The organism is Streptomyces sp. NPDC058086 (assembly GCF_042885015.1).
Taxonomy (GTDB): domain Bacteria; phylum Actinomycetota; class Actinomycetes; order Streptomycetales; family Streptomycetaceae; genus Streptomyces.
This window is the reverse complement of record NZ_JBHVST010000072.1, coordinates 1-20269: the sequence shown is the minus strand read 5'-3', so window position 1 is coordinate 20269 and position 20269 is coordinate 1. Positions and strand designations below refer to the sequence as shown.

Genomic DNA, 20269 nt, shown 5'->3' with positions numbered 1-20269 from the left:
CGATGACTACGGGGCCGACGACTACGGGGTCGATGACTACGAGGTCGATGACTACGGGGCAGCGCCGATGACCATCCGTATCCTCCCGGCCGTCAGTGACGTCGACTCGGCCCGCGCGCTCGCCACCTTGCTGAGCCAGCTCGCGGACGCCGAGCCGGCCCCACCCGTCCCCGACTCGACGGCGCTCCTCGACACCCTGGCGCGGCTCGCCGCCGAGTCCCTCGACGAACTGCCCGAAGTCGTCCTGGTCCACGAACGCATAGGTCCCGTACCGGCGTTGGACCTGATCCGCGACGTGGTCATGCGCTTCCCCGCGATCGGCGTCGTCTTCATCACCGCGGACCCCAGCGCCGGTGTGCTCACCGCCGCCATGGACTCCGGCGCCCGCGGCATCATCGGCCTCCCGCTGGGCTACGACGCCCTCGCCGAACGCGTCCAGGCCGCCGCCGGGTGGTCGCTCGGCATGCGCCGTCACCTCGGCAGCGGCACGCCCGAGCTGTACGCGGGCCCCGGCGGCACCATTGTCACGGTCACCGGGGCGAAGGGCGGCGTCGGAGCGACGGTCACCGCCGTCGAACTCGCCCTCGCCGCACAGGCGTCGGGGCGCAGCGTCGCGCTGGTGGACCTCGACCTCCAGTCCGGGGACGTGGCCTCGTACCTGGACGTCCAGTTCCGGCGGTCGATCGCCGACCTCGCCGGAATCAGCGACATCAACCCCCGCGTCCTCCAGGACGCCGTCTACACCCACGACAGTGGAGTGGGCCTGCTGCTGGCCCCGGCCGAGGGCGAACGCGGTGAAGAGGTCACCGACCGGGTCACCCGCCAGGTGCTGAGCGCCCTGCGCTCGCGCCACGACGTCGTGGTCGTCGACTGCGGCGCCCTGATGAACTCCGCGACCGCCGCGGCCGTCGAGATGGCAGACCGGGCCCTCCTCCTCGTCACCCCCGACGTCGTCGCCGTCCGCGCCGCCAAACGCATGGTCCGCATGTGGGACCGCCTCCAGATCCGCAAGGCGGAGGAGACGACCACGGTCGTCAACCGTTTCGCCCGCGGTACGGAGATCCAGCCCTCCCTCGTCGAACGCGTCACCGGAACCAAGGTCGCCCGCACCGCCGTCCCGGCCGCCTTCAAGGAACTCCAGTCCGTCGTCGACGCCGGGCGCCTCCAGGACCTCGACACCCGCTCGACGGTCAAGCAGGCGCTGTGGGCGCTGGCGGGGGAACTCGGGCTCGTGGTCGCCCAGGAGACCGGCGGGGGCGGCGGCAGGCGTCGCAAGGCCTCCTCGGACCGGGGCGCGCTGGCGCTGCGGCGGCGGGGCGGCGACCGGGGCGCGGTCACCCTCGAATTCGCCGGCATGTTCCCGATCCTGCTCGTCGTGATGACGATCCTGTGGCAGTGCGTGCTGTACGGCTACTCGTACTCGTTGGCCGGGAACGCGGCGGACGAGGCGGCGCGGGCGGCGACGGCGGCGTACGCGGTCCACGGTGACGTACCCGGGGCGTGCCAGACGGCCGGGAGCAAGCATCTGCCGGGCGCCTGGAACGGTGCCAAGATCAGCTGCGGCGCGGCGGGCTCGGTGATGAAGGCCACCGTGAAGGTCGACGTGCCGCTCTTCTTCCCGGGCTTCGACGCGGGCTGGCACGTGGACGGGAACGCGGGCGCCGCGCTGGAGGGGGACAACGGGTGAGGTTCCCTCAGAGGCGGAAACCCGGGCTGAGGCGTCGGCTCCGCGACGACCGGGGCGTCTCCATGCTGGAGTTCGCCGGGTTCCTGCCCATCCTGCTCGTCATCGGGATGGCCGCCATCCAGCTCGGCCTCATCGGGTACGGGATCAACCAGGCGGGGACGGGGGCGCGGGCGGCGGCACGGGTCGAGTCACAGGGCGGCGACGGCACCGCGGCCGGACAGGCCGCCGTGAGCGGCTGGCTCAAGCCGGACGTGACGCCCGACGAGGGCGCCGACCTCACCACGGCGACGGTCACCGTGAGTGTCCCCGGAGTGATCCCCCTCTTCGGCCCCTACACCGTCACCCGCCACGCCACCATGCCCACCGACAACTGAACCGGAAACGGACAACCGACGAATGACCGGGAGGAGCTGAACCCATGAGCCTGCGCAGCCGACTCTCCACCCCCGACGAGTCGGGCCCCGCCCGCGAGGACGGACACCTCGTCGCCGTCTACCGAGCCAAGCTCCTCGAGGAGATCGACCTCGCGGAGATGTCGAGCCTGGCGGCAGCCGAACGCCGGGTACGCCTGGAGCGCGTGCTCGGCCACATCATCAGCCGTGAGGGCCCGGTCCTGTCCTCCGCCGAGCGCTCCCAGCTGATCCGGCGGGTCGTCGACGAGGCCCTCGGCCTCGGCGTCCTCGAACCGCTACTCGCCGACGCGTCGATCACCGAGATCATGGTCAACGGGCCGGAGTCCATCTTCGTGGAGCGCGCGGGACGGGTCGAACAGCTCCCTCTCCGCTTCGCCTCCCACGATCAGCTGATGCAGACCATCGAGCGCATCGTCTCCACGGTCAACCGCCGCGTCGACGAGTCGAACCCCATGGTCGACGCCCGGCTGCCCACCGGTGAACGCGTCAACGTCATCATCCCGCCGCTCGCCCTCACCGGCCCCACCCTCACGATCCGCCGCTTCCCCCGCGCGTACACCCTGCCCGAACTCATCGACCTCGGCTCGCTCGACGAGCAGATGCTGATGCTGCTCGCGGCCTTCGTGCGATCCCGTTTCAATGTGATCGTCAGCGGCGGTACCGGCAGCGGGAAGACGACCCTGCTCAACGCCCTCTCCGGCCTGATCCCGTCCCGAGAGCGCATCATCACCATCGAGGACTCGGCCGAACTCCAGCTCCAGCAGGAACACGTCATCCGGCTGGAGTCCCGCCCCCCGAACGTCGAGGGCAAGGGCCACATCACCATCCGCGACCTGGTCCGCAACTCCCTCCGTATGCGCCCCGACCGCATCATCGTCGGCGAGGTCCGCGGCGGCGAGACCCTCGACATGCTCCAGGCGATGTCGACCGGTCACGACGGGTCCCTGGCCACCGTCCACGCGAACTCCGCCGAGGACGCCCTCATGAGGCTCCAGACCCTCGGCTCGATGTCCGAGGTCCAGATCCCCTTCGAGGCGCTGAAGGACCAGATCAACTCGGCCGTGGACGTCGTCGTCCAGCTCACCCGCCACGCCGACGGCTCCCGCAAGGTCACCGAGATAGCCCTGGTCGTCTCGCACGGCCGCGAACAGTTCCGCGTCGTCCCCGTCACCCGCTTCGTCCCCCGCCCCGCCGGCCCCGACCGTGTCGTACACGGCCGTTTCGAGCACCTTCCGCTGCCGCGCCAGGTCGCCGAGAAGCTGTACGTCGCAGGCGAACCGCTGCCGCCCGCGTTCGGCGTGGCCGAGGTCCTCGACGTACTCGACACGAGGCGGGCCATCGGATGACCAACCCCGCCCCCGAAGGGAGGCAGCCATGAACGACCCCGCACTCCTCGCCCTCGGCGCCACCGTGCTGTGCGGCACCCTCGCCGTCGCGGGCGTCCACACGTACGCCTCGGGCCGTGCCCAGCGCCAGGCCCTCGTCGACCGCCTCTCCGGCGGCGGTCCGCTGCGCACCGCGGCCGGCCGCGTACGCCGTTTCGCCGCGATCGACCGCCGGCTGCGCCGCACCCGCCTCGGCCGGACGATCCACCTGCGCCTGTCGGCGACGGGCCTGGACGTGACGGCGGGGGAGTTCGCCACGTACGTCACCGCCGTCGTCGTCGCGCTGTGGCTGATGGCGGCGTCGGTGCTGGCCCCCTTCTTCGGTCCGATCGCCGCCCTCGTGGGCGTGTGGAGCGCGGCCATCTTCCTCAACTGGCAGCGCCAGAAACGCATCGAGGCCTTCATCGGCCAACTCCCGGACGTGGCACGGCTGCTGGCCAACGCGACCGCCGCTGGACTGGCCCTGCGGACGGCACTGGCGATGGCGGCGGAGGAGCTCGAAGCCCCAGCCGGCGAGGAACTCGCTCACGTGGCCGACCAGTTGATGCTGGGCCGCACCATCGACGACGCCCTCGGCGAACTCTCCGAGCGCCTCCCCTCCCGCGAGCTGATCGTCCTCGTCACGACCCTGGTCCTCGCCAACAAGGCGGGCGGCTCGGTCGTCAGTTCCCTGCGCAACCTCACCCACACCCTGGAGGACCGCAAGGAGACCCGCCGCGAGGTCCGCACCATGCTCTCCGAGGTCAACGCCACCGCCTTCACGGTCCCGATGCTCGGTCTGGGCTCGCTGCTCCTGATCAACTCCTCGAACGAGGGGGCCCTCGCGCGCGTCACCGGCTCCGGCCTCGGCCAGACTCTCGTCCTGATCTCGCTGGGCCTCTACACCGTCGGCTTCTTCGTCATCCGCCGCCTCGGCAAGATCGAAGTCTGAGAGAGGAGGGGTCACGTTGCTCGCGCTGCTGCTCGCCCTCCTGACGGCCGGGGCCGTGGCGGGCGCCCTGCTGGGCATCCGCATGATCCGCGCCGACGCCAAACTCCCGAGCGACCTCGCGCTCGCCCTGGAGGTCGGCGGAACCCGCGTCTCCACCGCAGAGTCCGCCGTCGACCGCCTCGGCATGCGCTTCGCCCCCACGGTCCTGCGCCTCATGGGCCCCCGCCGTGTCGAGGCCAAACGCCGCCGCATCGACATGGCGGGCAACCCCGGCGGCCTGACCCTCAACCGCTACGCCGCCCGCCGCGCGGTGTACGGCGTCTTCGGCGTCGTACTCGGCCTCGTCTTCCTCTCCAACGGCCAGCTCCTCTTCGCCGTCCTCACCCTGGCCTTCGGGCTCGTCGCCGCCGACGCCCTCATCTGGCAGGCCGTCCGCGAACGCAAGGAGGTCATCGACCGCACACTCCCCGACTTCCTCGACGTCCTCGCGGTCGTGGTCTCGGCGGGCCTCGGTTTCCGCCAGGCGCTGGACCGGGTCGCGGAGAAGTACGAGGGCCCCTGGGCGGACGAACTACGCATCACACTGCGCCAGATGGACATGGGCGTCAGCCGCCGCCAGGCCTTCGACGAACTGCGCAAGCGCAACTCCTCCGAGCAGGTCGCCCAGTTCGTCTCGGCGCTCCAGCAGGGCGAGGAGCTGGGTTCCCCCATCGCCGAGACCCTCATCCAACTCGCCACGGACATGCGCCGCACGGACGCCCAGAACGCCCGCCGCCGCGCCGCCAAGACCATCCCCAAGGCGACGATGGTGACCCTCGTCTTCATGCTCCCGGCGACGATGATCCTGATCGCCACGGGCATGTTCCTGGGGTCGGGCACGAACTTCGGTTCGATCCTGGGCCGCTGATGACCAGCCGTCGTACTCCCCTGCCGCGCCCGTCACCGCTCTCGACGCTGTCCACTCTCTCGCGGCTGTCGCAGCCCCCGCCGTGGCTGTCCCGCCTGTGGGCGCGGCGGCACCTCGCGAGCACCGAGGACGGCTACCTGGCCGACGACGCCCCGGCCCCCGGAAGCGTCCGCCTCCAGCTCAACGCCCTCCAGGCGCTGTGCCGCCAGGCCTTCGGCGTCCGCCTCGCCGCGATCGCGATCGGCGCCCCCTTCGCGATGACCAACGCCGTGAACGGCCCACCCCGCTACACGGTCCTGGTGGCCGCCGTCCTCGGCGTCATGGGCTCGTACGCCATGCTCAGGGACTGGGACCGGTTCGGCCCCCGCCTCCTCGCGCACCCCGGCCTCATGGCCGTCGACCTGACCTTCGGCGCGGTCCTGCTCCTGACGGCGTCCCCCGCGTCCCCTCTCGCCTACGCGACGGTCTGCACCCCGCTCCTGGCGGGCCTGCTGTACGGCTGGCGCGGCTCGGGCATCTTCACCGGCCTCCAGCTGATCGTGCTGGTGACGGTGTACAGGGCCTGGCAGCACCACCCGGGGTCGGGCGCCAGCACCCTGCTCGTCGCGGGTTTCTGTGTCGGCGCGGGCATCATCGGTGTCACCCTGCGAAACCTGATGTTCCGCTTCGGTACGGCGAGCCAGGCGCTGTCGGAGGCGAACTCGCGCCTGGCCGTCGCCGAGGCGGTGGAGTCCGAACGAGCCCGCCTGGCCCGTGAGATGCACGACTCGGTCGCGAAGACCCTGCACGGCCTGGCCCTGGCGGCCGAGGCCCTCGCCGCCTCGGCCGCAGCCGAGGACGCGGACCCGCACACGCTGGGGCGGCAGGCGACGATCGTCGCGGGCGCGGCCCGCCGGGCGGCCGTGGAGTCCCGCGACCTCCTCTCCGACCTGCGCCGCCACACGGACCTCGCGCGTGCGAACACGGATGTCCTGTGCGAACTCGACGCCCGCGTACGAGCCTTCGAAGCCCGCACCCACCTCCCCACGGCACTCCACCACCGGGGCGAGCCGCCGATCCTCCCGTACGCCACCGCCCACCACGTCCTGGCGATCGTGTCCGAGGCGCTGGAGAACGCGCACCGCCACGCGGACGCGACGCGGGTGACGGTGGAACTCGACGTGTCGGAAGCCGAGTGCGCCGTACGCGTACGGGACGACGGAGTCGGTCCGCCCCCGCCCGTCGCCCTCGACGACCTGACCAGATCCGGCCACTTCGGTCTGCTCGGCATGGCGGAGCGAGCCGCGTCGCTGGGCGGCAGCGTCGACCTGAACCGTTCCCCTCAAGGAGGCGCGGAGATCCATCTGACCCTCCCGCGGTCCTCCGCCGTCCCCCACCCTCCCCCCATCCCCCAAGAGGAGGCCGCACATGCCTGACCAGGCACTTCCCGGCCCGAACCTCCGTGTACTCGTGGCCGACGACAACCCGGTCGTCCGGGCCGGCCTGGCCGCGCTGCTCGACGGCCACCCGGACCTCCAGGTCGTCGCGCAGGCGGCCGACGGCGAGGCGGCCATCGCGGCCGCCACCCGACTGCGCCCGGACGTCGTCCTCCTCGACGTCCGCATGCCCGGCACGGACGGTCTGACGGCCCTTCCCGCCCTCTCCCTGCTCGCCCCCGTGATGATGCTGACCTACAGCCGCGAACCCGAGGTCGTGGCCGAGGCGTTGCGCCGGGGCGCGGTTGGCTATCTCGTCCACGGCGAGTTCACGGCCGCCGAACTGATCTCCGCCGTACGGGAGGTACGGCACGCGATGGCAACTGTCCCGGATTCACTCGGTGTTTCGTACGAACCGAACGATTTCCCTTCGCACCTGCAACCACTTGTGGGACAGTCGTCGAAGGTTCGCCCCGGCTATGCGGCGAGGCTGCGCCGTCGCGTGCCCAACCGGCTCGACTTCGGCCTGAGTTCACGGGAGGTGGAGGTCATGGATCTCATCGCGTCCGGCATGAGCAATCGGCAGATCGCCGCCGCCTGCTTCATCAGCGAGAAGACCGTCAAGAACCACATCAACCGCATCTTCGCAAAGCTGCACAGTTCCTCGCGCAGCGAAGCGATCGCCCACTGGCTGGGCACGGCACGTGAGGGGTGGAGCCGATGACTCCACCCACCCGAAGTTGGGCCCCTGGGCCCACCCGGAGTAGGCGCGGTCTCACGTACGGTGCTCGGGTCGGTAGTGGTGGCGTCGGGCGGGAGGACAGGGGCCATGGTGACGAGGGACTGGACGCTGAGGGCGGGAGTCCGGGTGGAGACCTGGGCGAAGACCGTCGCCGGTCGGATGCGGGGCCGCGGACGGGACGCCGGCGCTGGTTTCGTGGAGTACGCCGGGTTGATGATCATCATCGCCGGGATCTTCACGCTGATCGATCAGATCGGCCTGGACGGGATGATCTCGGGAGCGATCCGGACGGCAGTCACCCAGGTCACCGGCGGTGGCGGCGGCTGATCCACCCGGCCCGCAGCGACCGAGGGCAGACCCTCCCCATCTACATCTGGTTGTCGGGGATTCTTCTCTTCGCCGCGCTCGCCTTCTTCGTGTTCGCCCAAGCAGCGTCCGCCCGGAATGGAGCTCAATCCGCGGCGGACGCTGCGGCGTTGGCGGCCGCACGGGACTCCCGCGACGAGCTGATGACGGGCCTGGCGGGGGCCGTGGGCACGAATGACCACTGGTTGGACTGGCTCAAGGGAGACCTGTTCAAAGGCACCGGAGCCGCGGCTGCGGCCGGTCGGCTGGCCGCTGAGAACAAGTCGACAGTGCAGGGTTTCACCCCGGCCGCAGTGAACGGATTTCCGGGCTATCGGGTGGATATCGAGACCCAGTACACCGTTGGCAAGTCGATCATTCCCGGCACGGACAAGCAGGCGACGGCTCATGCCACCGCTGTCATCCAGCCGCGCTGTGACTTCGATCCGGCTGCGGATCCCAAGAAGCCCGTGGAACTGAACTGCGACGGACGGACCGTCGACATCGACCCCGGAAAGTTCGATCCGGCCGACCTTCCGGACGCGTCCGTGCTGTTCTCTGTGCATCTGGCCGAGTGAGAGGAAGCCGTACCGATGGATCTCCGGCACACCATGAAGGGCCGACGGGCACTGGCCGCGGTGGCCATTACGACTGGGTTGCTCCTCACGGTGTCCGGTTGCGGCGGGGGAGACGGTGGTGACAAGCCGAGCGGGACTTCGACTTCGCAGTCGGGCAAAGGCGGCGGAAGCAAGCCGCAGGCGTCTCCGACACCGAGCCAGGAGGCGGCACTGGCGGAGGTGAAGGGCGGCGACATCACGCTTACCATCGCCTCGGCCGTCCGTGACCAGGGCGGCTATGTCACTGTGAGCGGCAAGGTGACCAACGGCGGGGGCCAGTTCTGGATCGCGTCGAACTGGCGTGGCGACGAGCGGGAGTTGAACAGGAACGGCGCATCCCTCGCCGGAGCCTCGCTGATCGACAGCAAGGGCAAGAAGAAGTACCTCGTCCTGCGGGACACCCAGGGGCGCTGCCTCTGCACGAAGTTCGACGGCGGTGGCGTGGAAGCGGGCCAGTCGGCCGACTGGTTCGCCCAATTCCCCGCACCCCCCGCCGACACCACCAACGTCGACTTCCAGGTCGGCTCCATGCCCCCCGCCTCCATCCAGATCTCCGACGGCGAGTGACCATGGCCCTCCCATCCCGCAGCGCCGCGACCACGCTCACGGCCCTCGCCGTACTGGCCGCGCTGAGCCTCACCGGCGGCCCGGCGCACGCCGACGGCACCGACCCCAGCGCCCCGCCGGGCAGCGTCACCACCTCCCCACCCCCCACCGTCGACCCCACCAGCCCCGGCCTGAAGCTCGCCGACGGCGCCACGCTCGCGCCGGCCAAGGTGTTGGACATCAAGTCGGTCGTCGAGGACCTCGGTGGTGAGGAGCGGCGGGAGGACACGAACTCGGACGTGACGTTCGCGTTGCAGGCCGAGGTGTTGTTCCCCAAGGACAGTTCGAAGCTGAACCCCGACGCTCGTTCCCGTATCCAGGCGATCGCGGACGAGATCAAGAACCAGAAGGCGACGACGGTCAGGGTGTTCGGGTTCACCGACAACCTCGGCTCGTACGCCCACGGCCTGGTCCTCTCCAAGAAGCGCGCGGAGATCGTCCACGACGAACTGGCGGCGGCGCTCGGCTCGACGGACGTCACCTTCGAGGTGCGCGGCTACAGCGAGGACTACCCGATCGCGGACAACACCTCGGAGGAGGGCCGCCGGAAGAACCGCCGGGTGGAGGTGACGTTCCCACGTGGCGCGGCGAACAGTGGGTCCTCGGGAGCCCAGAGCTGAGAACCTGGTGTCATGAGAAGAATCGTCCTGATGATGTCGGTGTCCCTGGACGGATTCATCGAGGGACCGAACCGCGAGATCGACTGGCACCGCGTCGACGCGGAGCTGCACCGCCACTTCAACGACGAGATCAGGAAGCTCGGCGGCCTGCTGGAAGGCCGGGTCACGCACGAGCTGATGGCCGGGTTCTGGCCGACGGCCGACCAGGATCCGGACAGCCCGGACAGTACGGCCGAGGTGGTCGAGTTCGCGGGGATCTGGCGGGACATCCCCAAGTACGTGTACTCGCGGACACTGGAGCGGGCCGACTGGAACACCACGATCGTCCGGGACGTCGTACCGGACGAGGTCAGGGCGCTCAAGGAACAGCCCGGCGGGGACCTCGGCCTCGGTGGCGCCGACCTCGCGGCCGCGTTCCTGCGGTACGACCTGGTCGACGAGTTCCGGGTGTACGTGCATCCGGTGCTGATCGGCCGCGGCAAACCCCTGTTCCCGGAGTCGCACACCCCGACCGATCTGCGGTTCGTCGAGTCACGGGCCTTCGGCAACGGGGTCGTACTCCTGCGCTACGAACGCGACAGCACCGCCATCGCCCCCGCCACTGCTACCGACCCCGGAACCGCCGACACGTAAAGGTGTTGTCCGCGAGCCGGGGCATCGGTAGGAAGGCTCCATGACTGTTCTCGGCGTTGTGTTCCGGCCCCAACTGCCCCCCGAGCGGCTGCGGGCCGTCGCGCGCGCGGCGGACGACGCGGGCCTGGAGGAGCTGTGGCTGTGGGAGGACTGCTTCCTCGAAGGGGGCATCTCGGCCGCGGCGGCCGCCCTCGCCTGGACCGAACGGGTCCGGGTCGGCGTGGGCCTGCTGCCCGTCCCGCTGCGCAACGTCGCCGTCACCGCCATGGAGGCCGCCACGCTGCACCGGATGTTCCCGGGGCGCGCGATCCTGGGCGTCGGCCACGGCGTACAGGACTGGATGGGGCAGGTCGGGGCGCGTGCGGAGTCGCCCGTGACACTGCTGCGCGAGCACCTCGACGCGCTGCGCGCGCTGCTGCGGGGCGAGCGGGTCAGCACGGACGGCCGGTACGTGAAGCTGGACGGCGTCGCCCTCGACTGGCCCCCGGCGGCGGCACCGGAGGTGCTCGCGGGCGCCACCGGGCCGCGTTCGCTCCGGCTCTCGGGGGCCGCCGCCGACGGCACCGTCCTCACCGCCGCCACCGCGCCGGAAGGGGTACGGCGGGCGCGCCGACTCATCGACGAGGGGCGGGAGTCGGCGGGCCGGACCGACCACCACCGGGTGATCGTCTACCTCCACACGGCCACCGGAACGGACGCGGCGGCGCGGCTGCGCGCCGAGATCGAGGCGAACGGTGAGGATCCGCTGCCGGAGCACGGCGTCGCCGGGGACGCGGACGCGGTGGCCAAGGCCGTACAGCGCCTCGTGGAGGCCGGCGCCGACACCGTGGTCCTGCAGCCCACCGCCGACGAACCGGACCCCGAGGCCTTCGTACGGTTCGCGGCCCGAGAGGTCCGGCCGCTCATCGGGTAGGCCGGTCGTTGTCAGTGCCCGCTGCCACACTCGTCGGTATGAGCGATGACGACGTACGGCTGAGGGACGCGGTCGAAACCGACCTCGACCTGTTCCTGGCCTACGAGCAGGATCCCGAGGCGGCCCGGCGCTCGAGGTTCGAGCCCCGGACGCGGGAGGCGTTCATGTCCCACTGGAGGACCAGGGTCCTCGGTGACGACACCGTCCTCGTGCGGACGGTCACCGTGGACGGTGTGCCGGCCGGGAACGTCGTCTCCTGGTGGGAGGGCGAGCGGCGCTTCATCGGCTACTGGCTCGGCCGCCCGTACTGGGGCCGGGGGATCGGCACCAAGGCTCTGGCCCGCTTCCTCGAGCTGGAGAGGAACCGCCCCCTGTACGCCGATCCCTTCACGGGCAACACCGCGTCCATACGCCTCCTGGAACGGCACGGCTTCCAGCACCACGGGACCGTCCGCCACGGCAACGACGACCACACCCTGCTCGTACTCCCCGGGGAGTGAAAGCACCGGCGACGAGCGCCCTGGACACCTGGCCCCGCAACCCCGTTGCCCGGTGGAAAACGCCTCGCTCCCCCGCCGCCCCGTTGAGAAGATCCCCCCCATGACCACCACCCGTACCTTCGAAGCTCTCGTCGACGAGGCCGTGGCCGTGTCCGTCGAGGGATGGGACTTCTCCTGGTTCGAGGGGCGCGCCACCGAGGAACGGCCCTCGTGGGGGTACGCGCGGGCGATGGGGGAGCGGCTCGCGCACGCGTCCGCCGCGCTGGACATCCAGACCGGTGGCGGTGAGGTGCTGGCCTCCGCGCCGACGCTGCCCCCGCTCACCGTCGCCACCGAGGGCTGGCTCCCGAACGTCGCGAAGGCCACCGCCCTGCTCCACCCCCGTGGCGCCGTGGTCGTCGCCTCTCCCGAGGACGCCCCGCTGCCCTTCGCGGACGGCGCCTTCGACCTGGTCACCAGCCGGCACCCGGTCACGACGCACTGGTCCGAGATCGCGCGCGTCCTGCGCCCCGGCGGCACGTACTTCTCCCAGCAGGTCGGCCCGGCGAGCGTCTTCGAACTCGTCGAGTACTTCCTCGGCCCGCTGCCGGAGGACGTCAGGAAGGGCCGGAACCCGGACCGCGCCCGCGCCGCCGCCGAGGCCGCCGGGCTCGACGTCGTCGATCTGCGCGCGCAGCGGCTGCGCGTCGAGTTCTACGACATCGGTGCCGTCGTCCACTTCCTGCGCAAGGTGATCTGGATGGTCCCCGGCTTCACCGTCGACCGGTACCGGACCGAGCTGCGTGCCCTGCATGAGCGGATCGGGGCGAAGGGCCCGTTCGTCGCCCACAGCGCCCGCTTCCTGATCGAGGCGCGCAAGCCGCGTCGTTCCTAGGGGTCCATGGGCTCCCCGGGAGGGCTCGCGTTCGGGCTCATGCGTGCGGGCCCGCCGTCACCCTCCCCACCACCAACTCCGCCCCCGCCTCCAGGATTTCACCCACCCGTTCCACCTGCCGCGCCAACTCCCGTTCCCGCGCCGCCGTCAGCCCTTCCAGCGGCTCCACGGTGACCGTCGTACGCCGTCCGCGGCGCCGCTGGTGCCAGACCCCGGCCACCACGCCGTCGACCAGCAGCACGGGGAAGTTCCCGGCCTGGCCGCCCGCGAGGGCACGTGCGTACGCCGGCCCGGGGAACAGCACCTCGCGGGGCCCCGCGGCGATGGCGTACGCGTCGAAGTACGGAAGCAGCCGCACCCCGCTCACCGGCGTCCCCGGGAACTGCGTGTCGCCCGCCGCGACCCACGCCGGCCCCTCGAAGTCGACCTCCTCGATGACCCCCGTGCCCGCCAGCGAGGCGAAGAGCTCGGTGGCCCAACCACGCGGAGCCGCAGCCCACTTGGCGAATCGCCCCGGCGTCGCCGGTCCGTACGCGCGCAGATAGCGCTCTACGAGCAGGGCGAGCCCCTCGTCGGCGGCGAGCGGCTCGAAGTGCGGGGGCCGGGTGTACGTCGCCTTGCGGCCCCGGTTCGGGGCGAAGCACAGCGCGCCGCGCTGACCCGCCCGGTGCATGACCTGCCGCCAGCGCGGCCACATGCCCTGGAACGCGGGCATCACCAGGTCCCCGGCCCAGGACCCGGTGCGCGCCACCACCTCGTCGCTCAACTCGTCGATGGTCAGCCGCGCGCCGTCCAGGGCGTCCCCGATCGCCGCCACGACCTCGTCCGCCTGCTCCTCGGTGAGCCGGACGGCGGGCGCGGAGGGGCTCCGGCCGGACGGGATCGCCGTCAACGCGGCCGTCCAGAGGGGGAGCTCCGCGGTGGGGAGCAGATGCACGGTGCCGCGCGGACCGTACGTCTTCACCAGCGATCCGTCCTCCCAGAGCGCGGCGCGTACGTCTGCCCGCGTGACTCCCTCGGCGCGTACGCCCACCGACACCTCGGCCGCCGACAGGACTTGTGCGTGCGCGCCGAGCATCGCGCCGACGGTGTCGGCGACCGGAGTCCCGCCGCGCGCCGGAACGGCCAGGAACTGGCGCTCCATTCGTCGCGCGCTCGCCTCGTTCCATGTGATCTTCAGGGTCATGCGGCGAAGGTAGGCGGGAATGAGGTCAGATCCTGTCCGCTGGAGCGTCCGGGAACCGATTGACCGAAAACACCCTGATGCGACCAGCCATGGGTGAGATGTCCGTCCGCATGACGGACTTCTGCACAGGGTTTCCACATCGTTATCGGGGGTGGGTCGTCCGGGGTGTTCGCCTCACGTAAGTTCAGACCAAGGTAATTCGCGTGAGCAAAGCTGCGCGTGTGGCACCGCGCAGTGGAGGGGGCTGCGCGGTGCTGCGCCCCTGCCTGAAGTCACGTCACCGGTCGTGCACCGTGACCTGTGCCCCGCGCCGTACGCCCCATCGCTCCATCGCCCCGGCCTCCGCCTCCAGAATGTGGCGGGAGCGTGGGCGGGGGCGCCCCATGCGCCCCGGCTTCATCGTCCGCACCGCCAAGACGCGGAACTTCCGGTCCAAATAGGCGACGTCGATCGCGAACCGCATCCCCAGGGTGTGCACCGCGCTCGCCGGCGAGAGCAGCAGGGCCCCGTCGATCCCGTCGCGCCCGAGCAGTCCACGGCGCCGGGCGCGGGCCGACACGGCGACCTCCAGCGGTACCGGTGCGGGGATCCCCGGCATGGTGAGCATGGCCATGGGTGCGAAGTTAGCGGCGCCGTCAAGCGGGCGACACGGACGCGCGTCACTCTCCCGGAGTACGTGGGGGCGAGTCGGCAGGGAAGGCCCAGTTGGTCGCAAACCCTCCGGATCTCTCCGTTTACCTCTCCATTCCCTTTGAATCCGCTGTGATTCGGCCATGATCAAGCCCTGAATAAGAGGTTCCGCGACCACCGCGGCGTCGTCGTCCGGTTTCGGAGAGTAGTTGTGGCACGCCGATGCACGCAGCATCACTTACGAAGGGTTATGGTGGAAACCCCCCCTCGGGCCGGTCCGTCTCCCCCCCACGGACCGGCCCGTTTTTTGTGCCCCCACACCCCACCCCACCGTCTCCTCCGCCTGCGCCCCCGTGCGCCCCCCTGCCCTCGGGAACCGGCCCTGGTGACACAGCGCCCCCACCCCGGCCCACTTGTCGGACCACAGACACCTCTTGCGGGTCCGTTGGTTTCGCGGGGGTAGGCTTCGCCCCCGGGGACCGCCATATGGACAGGGGTTGCGCTGAGCGAGGCCGCTCTGCCGCGCCCGTCCGATCCGCACGGAGGGGCTGACAACACGTGAACCTGCGGGACAACCTGCGCCGGCTGCTGCTCAGGTTCTACACACGCAGGGTGGAGGGCCACCTCGACCACGACCAGGTGCCCAAGCACATCGGCGTCATCATGGACGGCAACCGGCGCTGGGCGAAGGCGGCGGGCAGCACGGCCGCCCAGGGGCACCGCGCCGGCGCCGACAAGATCGAGGAGTTCCTCGGCTGGTGCTCGGAGACCGATGTCGAGGTCGTCACCCTCTGGCTGCTGTCGACGGACAACTTCGACCGCCCCGAGGACGAGCTCGTCCCCCTGCTCGGCATCATCGAGGGCGTCGTACGCACCCTCGCCGCCGACGGCCGCTGGCGCGTGCACCATGTGGGCACGCCGGACATCCTGCCCTCCCAGATGCAGACCGCGCTGAAGGAGGCCGAGGAGACCACCGCGCACGTCGACGGGATAGTGGTCAACGTCGCCATCGGCTACGGCGGCCGCCAGGAGATCGCCGACGCCGTGCGCTCCATGCTCCTGGACGCCGCCGACAAGGGCTCCTCGATCGAGGACGTTGCCGAGTCCGTGGACATCGACCTCATCGGCAAGCACCTCTATACGAGTGCCCAGCCCGACCCGGACCTGGTGATCCGCACCAGCGGCGAGCAGCGGCTGTCCGGATTCATGCTCTGGCAGACCGCCCACTCGGAGTACTACTTCTGCGAAGTCTTCTGGCCGGCGTTCCGCAAGGTCGACTTCCTGCGTGCCCTGCGTGACTACGCGGCGCGACACCGCCGCTACGGAGGCTGACCCAGGGGGGTGCGAGGGGTGCGCGTCATCCGGAGTTAACGAACGCGTGGTCACATGCTCTTGCATGGCCGCGCATGTTCGAGGGCATAAGCCATGCAGGTCGACGCCCGAACCACGGGTGTCGTATCTCAGCGGACGGCACGGGGCCGTCCGCCCGGGAGGCCCTTTGCACCAGCCCGACCGTGCGGTCCGTACGGACGAGACGGAGGGCCGGTCTCCGGCCCGCGCAATGCGGCCAGGACCGGTCCAGCTCCTCTCCGTCGCTCCCCGACCTCATCCGAGGGGGTACGTCCTTCCGTGGTGACCAGCACAAAGCGTCGTATGCCAGACCGGCGCACCTATGTTCTCGACACCAGCGTCCTGCTGGCCGACCCGAACGCCCTGAGCCGCTTCGACGAGCACGAGGTCGTGCTTCCGATCGTCGTGGTGACGGAACTGGAGGCCAAGAGGCACCATCCCGAGCTCGGCTACTTCGCCCGGCAGGCCCTGCGCCTGCTCGACGAGTTCCGGGTGCGGTTCGGCCGCCTCGACGCCCCCATCCCGATCGGGGAACTCGGTGGGACCGTACGCGTCGAGCTCAATCACTCGGACCCCAGCGTCCTGCCCAGCGGGTACCGCCTGGGGGACAACGACTCCCGCATCCTCGCGGTCGCCCGCAACCTGCAGGCCGAGGGGTACGACGTCACCGTCGTCTCGAAGGACCTGCCGCTCAGGATCAAGGCCTCGTCCGTCGGTCTCCTCGCCGAGGAGTACCGCGCGGAACTGGCCATCACGGGCTCCTCCGGCTGGACCGGAATGTCCGAACTGACCCTGTCCGGTGAGCAGGTGGACATCCTCTTCGAGGAGGGCCACGCGTACGTCCCCGAAGCGGCCGACCTGCCGGTCCACACCGGTCTGACGATCCAGTCGGAGCGCGGCAAGGCCCTCGGCCGTGTCACCTCCGAGGGCAACGTCCGGCTGGTGCGCGGCGATCGGGAGGCCTTCGGCATCAAGGGCCGCAGCGCCGAGCAGCGCATCGCGCTCGATCTGCTGCTCGACCCCGACATCGGGATCCTGTCGATGGGCGGCCGGGCCGGCACCGGCAAGTCGGCGCTCGCGCTCTGCGCGGGCCTGGAGGCCGTGCTGGAGCGGCGTCAGCACCAGAAGGTGATGGTCTTCCGGCCGCTGTACGCGGTGGGCGGGCAGGAGCTCGGCTATCTGCCCGGTTCCGAGGCCGAGAAGATGGGCCCCTGGGCGCAGGCCGTCTTCGACACGCTGTCGGCGGTCACCTCGCGCGATGTGATCGAGGAGGTCACCGCGCGCGGCATGCTGGAGGTCCTGCCGCTCACCCACATCCGCGGCCGCTCCCTGCACGACGCCTTCGTGATCGTGGACGAGGCCCAGTCACTGGAACGGAACGTGCTGCTGACCGTTCTGTCCCGCATCGGCGCCAACTCGCGGGTGGTTCTCACCCATGACGTGGCACAGCGGGACAATCTGCGCGTCGGCCGGTACGACGGCGTGGTCGCCGTCGTGGAGAAGCTGAAGGGTCATCCGCTCTTCGCGCACGTGACGCTGAACCGCTCCGAGAGGTCCCAGATCGCGGCGCTTGTGACCGAAATGCTGGAGGACGGACAGATCTGACCCACCTGGCTCCATCTGACTCCATCTGGATCCAACTGACTCCATCTGGACCCGTCTGACACGGCTTGACCCGGTTGGTCAAAACGTGGTGGATGCACGGTAGTTGACGCCGCCCGGCAAAAGGCGAAGAGCCTAGCCGGGCGGCGTCTTCGTGCGCGCTTGTTTCCGCAAAACTCCTGGGGCAAACGGGGTGTGAGCTTTCACACGCAACTGGGAATTGCCTCGCGGCGTCGGGTTACGGCAGAGTCTCATTCCTGTCAGGCCCCGCATACGACACACGTGTACCCCCAGCGGTACCGCACCTCAGGAACACCAGAACTCCATAGAGTCGTCGTATGCCGCCCGCGCACCACGCGGCACTTCCGTCAAGGGAGTTGCCCACCGGGCCCGTGCCTCCCGTGACCCCGCAGTTGGGAGGCCAGCGTTCAGGGGCACGATTGCGTCCGCGAGGGTCACCTAAGCGGGCGATGCTGGAAGGAAACCGTGTGAGCCGGATTTCGGTCCGGGGACTCGCAGTGGCCTCGGCCACCGCGGTCACCGCTGTCGGCGCCGTGAGTGGTGTTGCCTCGGGCAGCACTGGCCAGCCGTCGAACGACGCTGAGGCGACGGCGAGTGACTCGACTCTCCTCGCGGACATACCTGCGGGCCAGCAGGCCCAGGTGCAGACCGCGTCCCTGACGCAGCAGGCCGACGCACAGGCCATCGCCGCGGACGCGAGCGCCAAGAAGGACGCGGAGGAGGCTGCCCGCAAGCAGGCTGCCAAGGACGCGGTCGCGAAGCAGAAGGCCGCGGCGGACGCCAAGGCGCGCAAGGATGCCGCGGAAGCGGCCAGCCGCTCCGAGACGCGTGCCGCTGCCGCTGTCAGCCTGGCCCCGCAGTCCTCGTACACCGTCGCCGAGGTCCAGGCCCTCGCGCGCCAGATCATTCCCAGCGGTCAGTTCCAGTGCTTCAGCAACATCGTGGACCACGAGTCCACCTGGAACTACAGGGCGCAGAACCCCTCGTCCGGCGCCTACGGTCTCGTGCAGTCGCTGCCCGGCAGCAAGATGGCGTCCGTCGGTGCCGACTGGCAGACCAACCCGGCCACGCAGATCAAGTGGGGCCTCAACTACATGAACGAACGCTACGGCAGCCCCTGCGACGCCTGGTCGTACTGGCAGGCTCACGGCAACTACTGAGCCGTCGTCACCTCCGGCCGCTCAACCTTTCGAAGCCCCTCCCCGTCCTAGGGTGAGGGGCTTCGGCCATGTACGGTCGGAACCGACGACTCCAGGGGGGAGTGGTGGGGAGAAGCGGGGGAAAAGGACGGATCATGTCGAGAGTGCCAGGGTTGCTCGGCCGGCTCGGCGCCAAGCTGACGGAGCTGGGTGCGCGGTTGGACGAGCGCCGCGCCGAGGTGGAGAAGGAGTCGGGGGGCTCGCTCGACCTGAGCGACGAGACCGACGACCGGTCGCCACGCGGCTCGACGACGGCAGGGGCGGACGCGAAGCCTTCCGCGCCCCCTGCCGACGCCACTCCCGAACCCACCCCCGACCGGGAACCCGAACGTGAACCCGGATCCGAATCCGAGCCCGCCGTTACGTTCGTCCCCGCCCCCCACTACACCCATGGGCCGCAGACGCACACTCGGCCCGATCCCGTCCTGGCCGTGCCGTGGGGCGTACGGGTCGCGGCCGAGGCCGGCTGGCGGCTGCTCGTTCTCGCGGGCACCCTCTGGGTGTTGATGCGGGTGATCAGCGCCGTACAACTGGTCGTACTGGCCTTCGTCGCCGCGCTGCTCATCACCGCGCTCCTTCAGCCCACCGTGGCGCGCCTGAAGAGAGTGGGATTCCCCAGGGGCCTCGCCACCGCGCTCACCGCGATCCTCGGCTTCGTCATCATGGGGCTGGTCGGCTGGTTCGTGGTCTGGCAGGTCCAGGAGAACATCGACAACCTCTCGAACCAGATCCAGGACGGCATCGACGAGTTGCGCAAGTGGCTCCTCAACAGCCCGTTCCATGTGACGGACAAGCAGATCAACGAGATCGCCAAGAACCTGCGGGAGGCGATCGGCGCGAACACGGACCAGATCACGTCGGCGGGGCTGGAGGGCGTGACGGTCATAGTGGAAGCGCTGACCGGCATCCTCCTGACGATGTTCTCGACGCTCTTCCTCCTCTACGACGGCAAGCGCATCTGGGAGTGGACGCTGAAGCTGGTGCCGGCGGCGGCGCGGCCGGGGGTGGCCGGGGCGGGGCCCCGCGCGTGGCGGACCCTGACGGCCTATGTGCGCGGCACGGTGATAGTGGCTCTGATCGACGCGATCTTCATCGGCCTCGGCCTCTACTTCCTGAACGTCCCCATGGCCGTGCCCCTCGCCGTCTTCATCTTCCTCTTCGCGTTCATTCCGCTGGTGGGTGCGGTGATGTCGGGGGCGTTGGCGGTGGTGGTCGCGGTGGTGACGCAGGGTGTGTTCACCGCGCTGATGACGCTGCTCGTCGTGCTCGCGGTCCAGCAGATCGAGGGCCACATCCTCCAGCCGTTCATTCTGGGGCGGGCCGTGCGGGTGCATCCGCTGGCGGTGGTGCTGTCCGTCGCGGCGGGTGGGCTGGTCGCCGGGATCGGCGGGGCGGTGGTGGCGGTGCCGCTGGTGGCGGTCACCAACACGGTGGTGGGATACCTGCGTTCGTACTCCCGCGAGCCGGGACTCCGCCATGCGCCGGAGCCGCGGGGCGCCACAGCGATCGACGTGGCCCCGGTACGCCCTCCGTCCCCGTGACGATTCCCCCCGGGCGGGTGGGAGCTGGTCGCGCAGTTCCCCGCGCCCCTAAGGCGGGGCTTCGCCCCGAATCCCCCGCCCACCCGACCCGTTCGGCTGCGGGCCCGGTGGGGGCTTGGCGCGCAGTTCCCCGCGCCCCTGGGGCACGGGGC

21 protein-coding genes are annotated in these 20269 nt (G+C 70.5%); 19 read left to right on the top strand and 2 right to left on the bottom strand.

Annotation, left to right across the window (positions count from 1 at the left end; translation table 11 throughout):
• The first annotated feature begins 67 nt into the window (after nt 1-67).
• The 15 genes from ACFVWD_RS39175 (at nt 68) to ACFVWD_RS39105 (ending at nt 12588) form a co-directional block, all read left to right on the top strand.
• Nucleotides 68-1687 (top strand): CpaE family protein, encoded by a 1620-nt coding sequence (locus ACFVWD_RS39175; protein ID WP_389602792.1) that lies wholly within the window; start codon nt 68-70, stop codon nt 1685-1687.
• 62 nt (nt 1688-1749) lie between these two features.
• The gene (locus ACFVWD_RS39170) at nt 1750-2061 is read left to right on the top strand and encodes a TadE/TadG family type IV pilus assembly protein (protein ID WP_389602758.1); all 312 of its coding nucleotides are present in this window, start codon (nt 1750-1752) and stop codon (nt 2059-2061) included.
• A gap of 44 nt (nt 2062-2105) precedes the next feature.
• Nucleotides 2106-3446: a CpaF family protein gene (locus ACFVWD_RS39165; protein ID WP_389602757.1), complete on the top strand. Its 1341-nt coding sequence runs from the start codon at nt 2106-2108 to the stop codon at nt 3444-3446.
• 28 nt (nt 3447-3474) lie between these two features.
• Entirely contained in the window at nt 3475-4416 is a 942-nt protein-coding gene (locus ACFVWD_RS39160) for a type II secretion system F family protein (RefSeq protein ID WP_384912429.1), read from the top strand.
• Between the two features lie 16 nt (nt 4417-4432).
• Nucleotides 4433-5323: a DUF5936 domain-containing protein gene (locus ACFVWD_RS39155; RefSeq protein WP_060901398.1), complete on the top strand. Its 891-nt coding sequence runs from the start codon at nt 4433-4435 to the stop codon at nt 5321-5323.
• Entirely contained in the window at nt 5323-6738 is a 1416-nt protein-coding gene (locus tag ACFVWD_RS39150; RefSeq protein ID WP_389602756.1) for a sensor histidine kinase, read from the top strand. The genes ACFVWD_RS39155 and ACFVWD_RS39150 overlap by 1 nt, the downstream gene beginning before the upstream one ends.
• Nucleotides 6731-7462 carry a response regulator gene (locus tag ACFVWD_RS39145; protein ID WP_389602755.1) on the top strand — a complete coding sequence of 244 codons (732 nt, stop codon included), beginning with the start codon at nt 6731-6733 and terminating at the stop codon, nt 7460-7462. The genes ACFVWD_RS39150 and ACFVWD_RS39145 overlap by 8 nt, the downstream gene beginning before the upstream one ends.
• A gap of 105 nt (nt 7463-7567) precedes the next feature.
• Nucleotides 7568-7807, top strand: a complete 240-nt coding sequence (locus ACFVWD_RS39140; protein ID WP_168495131.1) for a hypothetical protein — start codon at nt 7568-7570, stop codon at nt 7805-7807.
• A gap of 50 nt (nt 7808-7857) precedes the next feature.
• On the top strand, nt 7858-8403 hold the full coding sequence (locus ACFVWD_RS39135; protein ID WP_389602754.1) for a pilus assembly protein TadG-related protein: 546 nt from the start codon (nt 7858-7860) through the stop codon (nt 8401-8403).
• A 15-nt stretch (nt 8404-8418) separates the two neighbouring features.
• Nucleotides 8419-9009 (top strand): hypothetical protein, encoded by a 591-nt coding sequence (locus ACFVWD_RS39130; RefSeq protein ID WP_385382664.1) that lies wholly within the window; start codon nt 8419-8421, stop codon nt 9007-9009.
• Between the two features lie 2 nt (nt 9010-9011).
• The gene (locus ACFVWD_RS39125; RefSeq protein WP_389602753.1) at nt 9012-9668 is read left to right on the top strand and encodes an OmpA family protein; all 657 of its coding nucleotides are present in this window, start codon (nt 9012-9014) and stop codon (nt 9666-9668) included.
• Between the two features lie 12 nt (nt 9669-9680).
• The gene (locus ACFVWD_RS39120) at nt 9681-10301 is read left to right on the top strand and encodes a dihydrofolate reductase family protein (RefSeq protein WP_389602752.1); all 621 of its coding nucleotides are present in this window, start codon (nt 9681-9683) and stop codon (nt 10299-10301) included.
• A 40-nt stretch (nt 10302-10341) separates the two neighbouring features.
• Nucleotides 10342-11214 carry an LLM class flavin-dependent oxidoreductase gene (locus ACFVWD_RS39115; RefSeq protein WP_389602751.1) on the top strand — a complete coding sequence of 291 codons (873 nt, stop codon included), beginning with the start codon at nt 10342-10344 and terminating at the stop codon, nt 11212-11214.
• Nucleotides 11215-11252: 38 nt separating this feature from the next.
• Complete coding sequence (locus ACFVWD_RS39110) at nt 11253-11714, top strand: GNAT family N-acetyltransferase (protein WP_389602750.1); 462 nt, start codon at nt 11253-11255, stop codon at nt 11712-11714.
• 100 nt (nt 11715-11814) lie between these two features.
• The gene (locus ACFVWD_RS39105; RefSeq protein WP_389602749.1) at nt 11815-12588 is read left to right on the top strand and encodes a class I SAM-dependent methyltransferase; all 774 of its coding nucleotides are present in this window, start codon (nt 11815-11817) and stop codon (nt 12586-12588) included.
• 37 nt (nt 12589-12625) lie between these two features.
• Here the strand turns inward: ACFVWD_RS39105 and ACFVWD_RS39100 are convergent, their stop codons facing one another.
• Together ACFVWD_RS39100 and ACFVWD_RS39095 are read right to left on the bottom strand one after the other, a co-directional pair.
• On the bottom strand, nt 12626-13774 hold the full coding sequence (locus ACFVWD_RS39100) for a winged helix DNA-binding domain-containing protein (protein WP_389602748.1): 1149 nt from the start codon (nt 13772-13774) through the stop codon (nt 12626-12628).
• Between the two features lie 277 nt (nt 13775-14051).
• Nucleotides 14052-14387, bottom strand: coding sequence for a DUF192 domain-containing protein (locus tag ACFVWD_RS39095; protein ID WP_389602747.1), 336 nt, complete (start codon nt 14385-14387; stop codon nt 14052-14054).
• Nucleotides 14388-14962: 575 nt separating this feature from the next.
• Here ACFVWD_RS39095 and ACFVWD_RS39090 point away from each other — a divergent pair.
• From ACFVWD_RS39090 to ACFVWD_RS39075, 4 genes are all read left to right on the top strand, one after another.
• Nucleotides 14963-15736 (top strand): isoprenyl transferase, encoded by a 774-nt coding sequence (locus ACFVWD_RS39090; protein ID WP_389602746.1) that lies wholly within the window; start codon nt 14963-14965, stop codon nt 15734-15736.
• 297 nt (nt 15737-16033) lie between these two features.
• The gene (locus tag ACFVWD_RS39085) at nt 16034-17359 is read left to right on the top strand and encodes a PhoH family protein (protein ID WP_385382642.1); all 1326 of its coding nucleotides are present in this window, start codon (nt 16034-16036) and stop codon (nt 17357-17359) included.
• Between the two features lie 485 nt (nt 17360-17844).
• Nucleotides 17845-18537, top strand: a complete 693-nt coding sequence (locus ACFVWD_RS39080; RefSeq protein ID WP_389602745.1) for a transglycosylase SLT domain-containing protein — start codon at nt 17845-17847, stop codon at nt 18535-18537.
• A gap of 134 nt (nt 18538-18671) precedes the next feature.
• On the top strand, nt 18672-20117 hold the full coding sequence (locus tag ACFVWD_RS39075; protein ID WP_389602744.1) for an AI-2E family transporter: 1446 nt from the start codon (nt 18672-18674) through the stop codon (nt 20115-20117).
• The last annotated feature ends 152 nt before the right edge of the window (nt 20118-20269 follow it).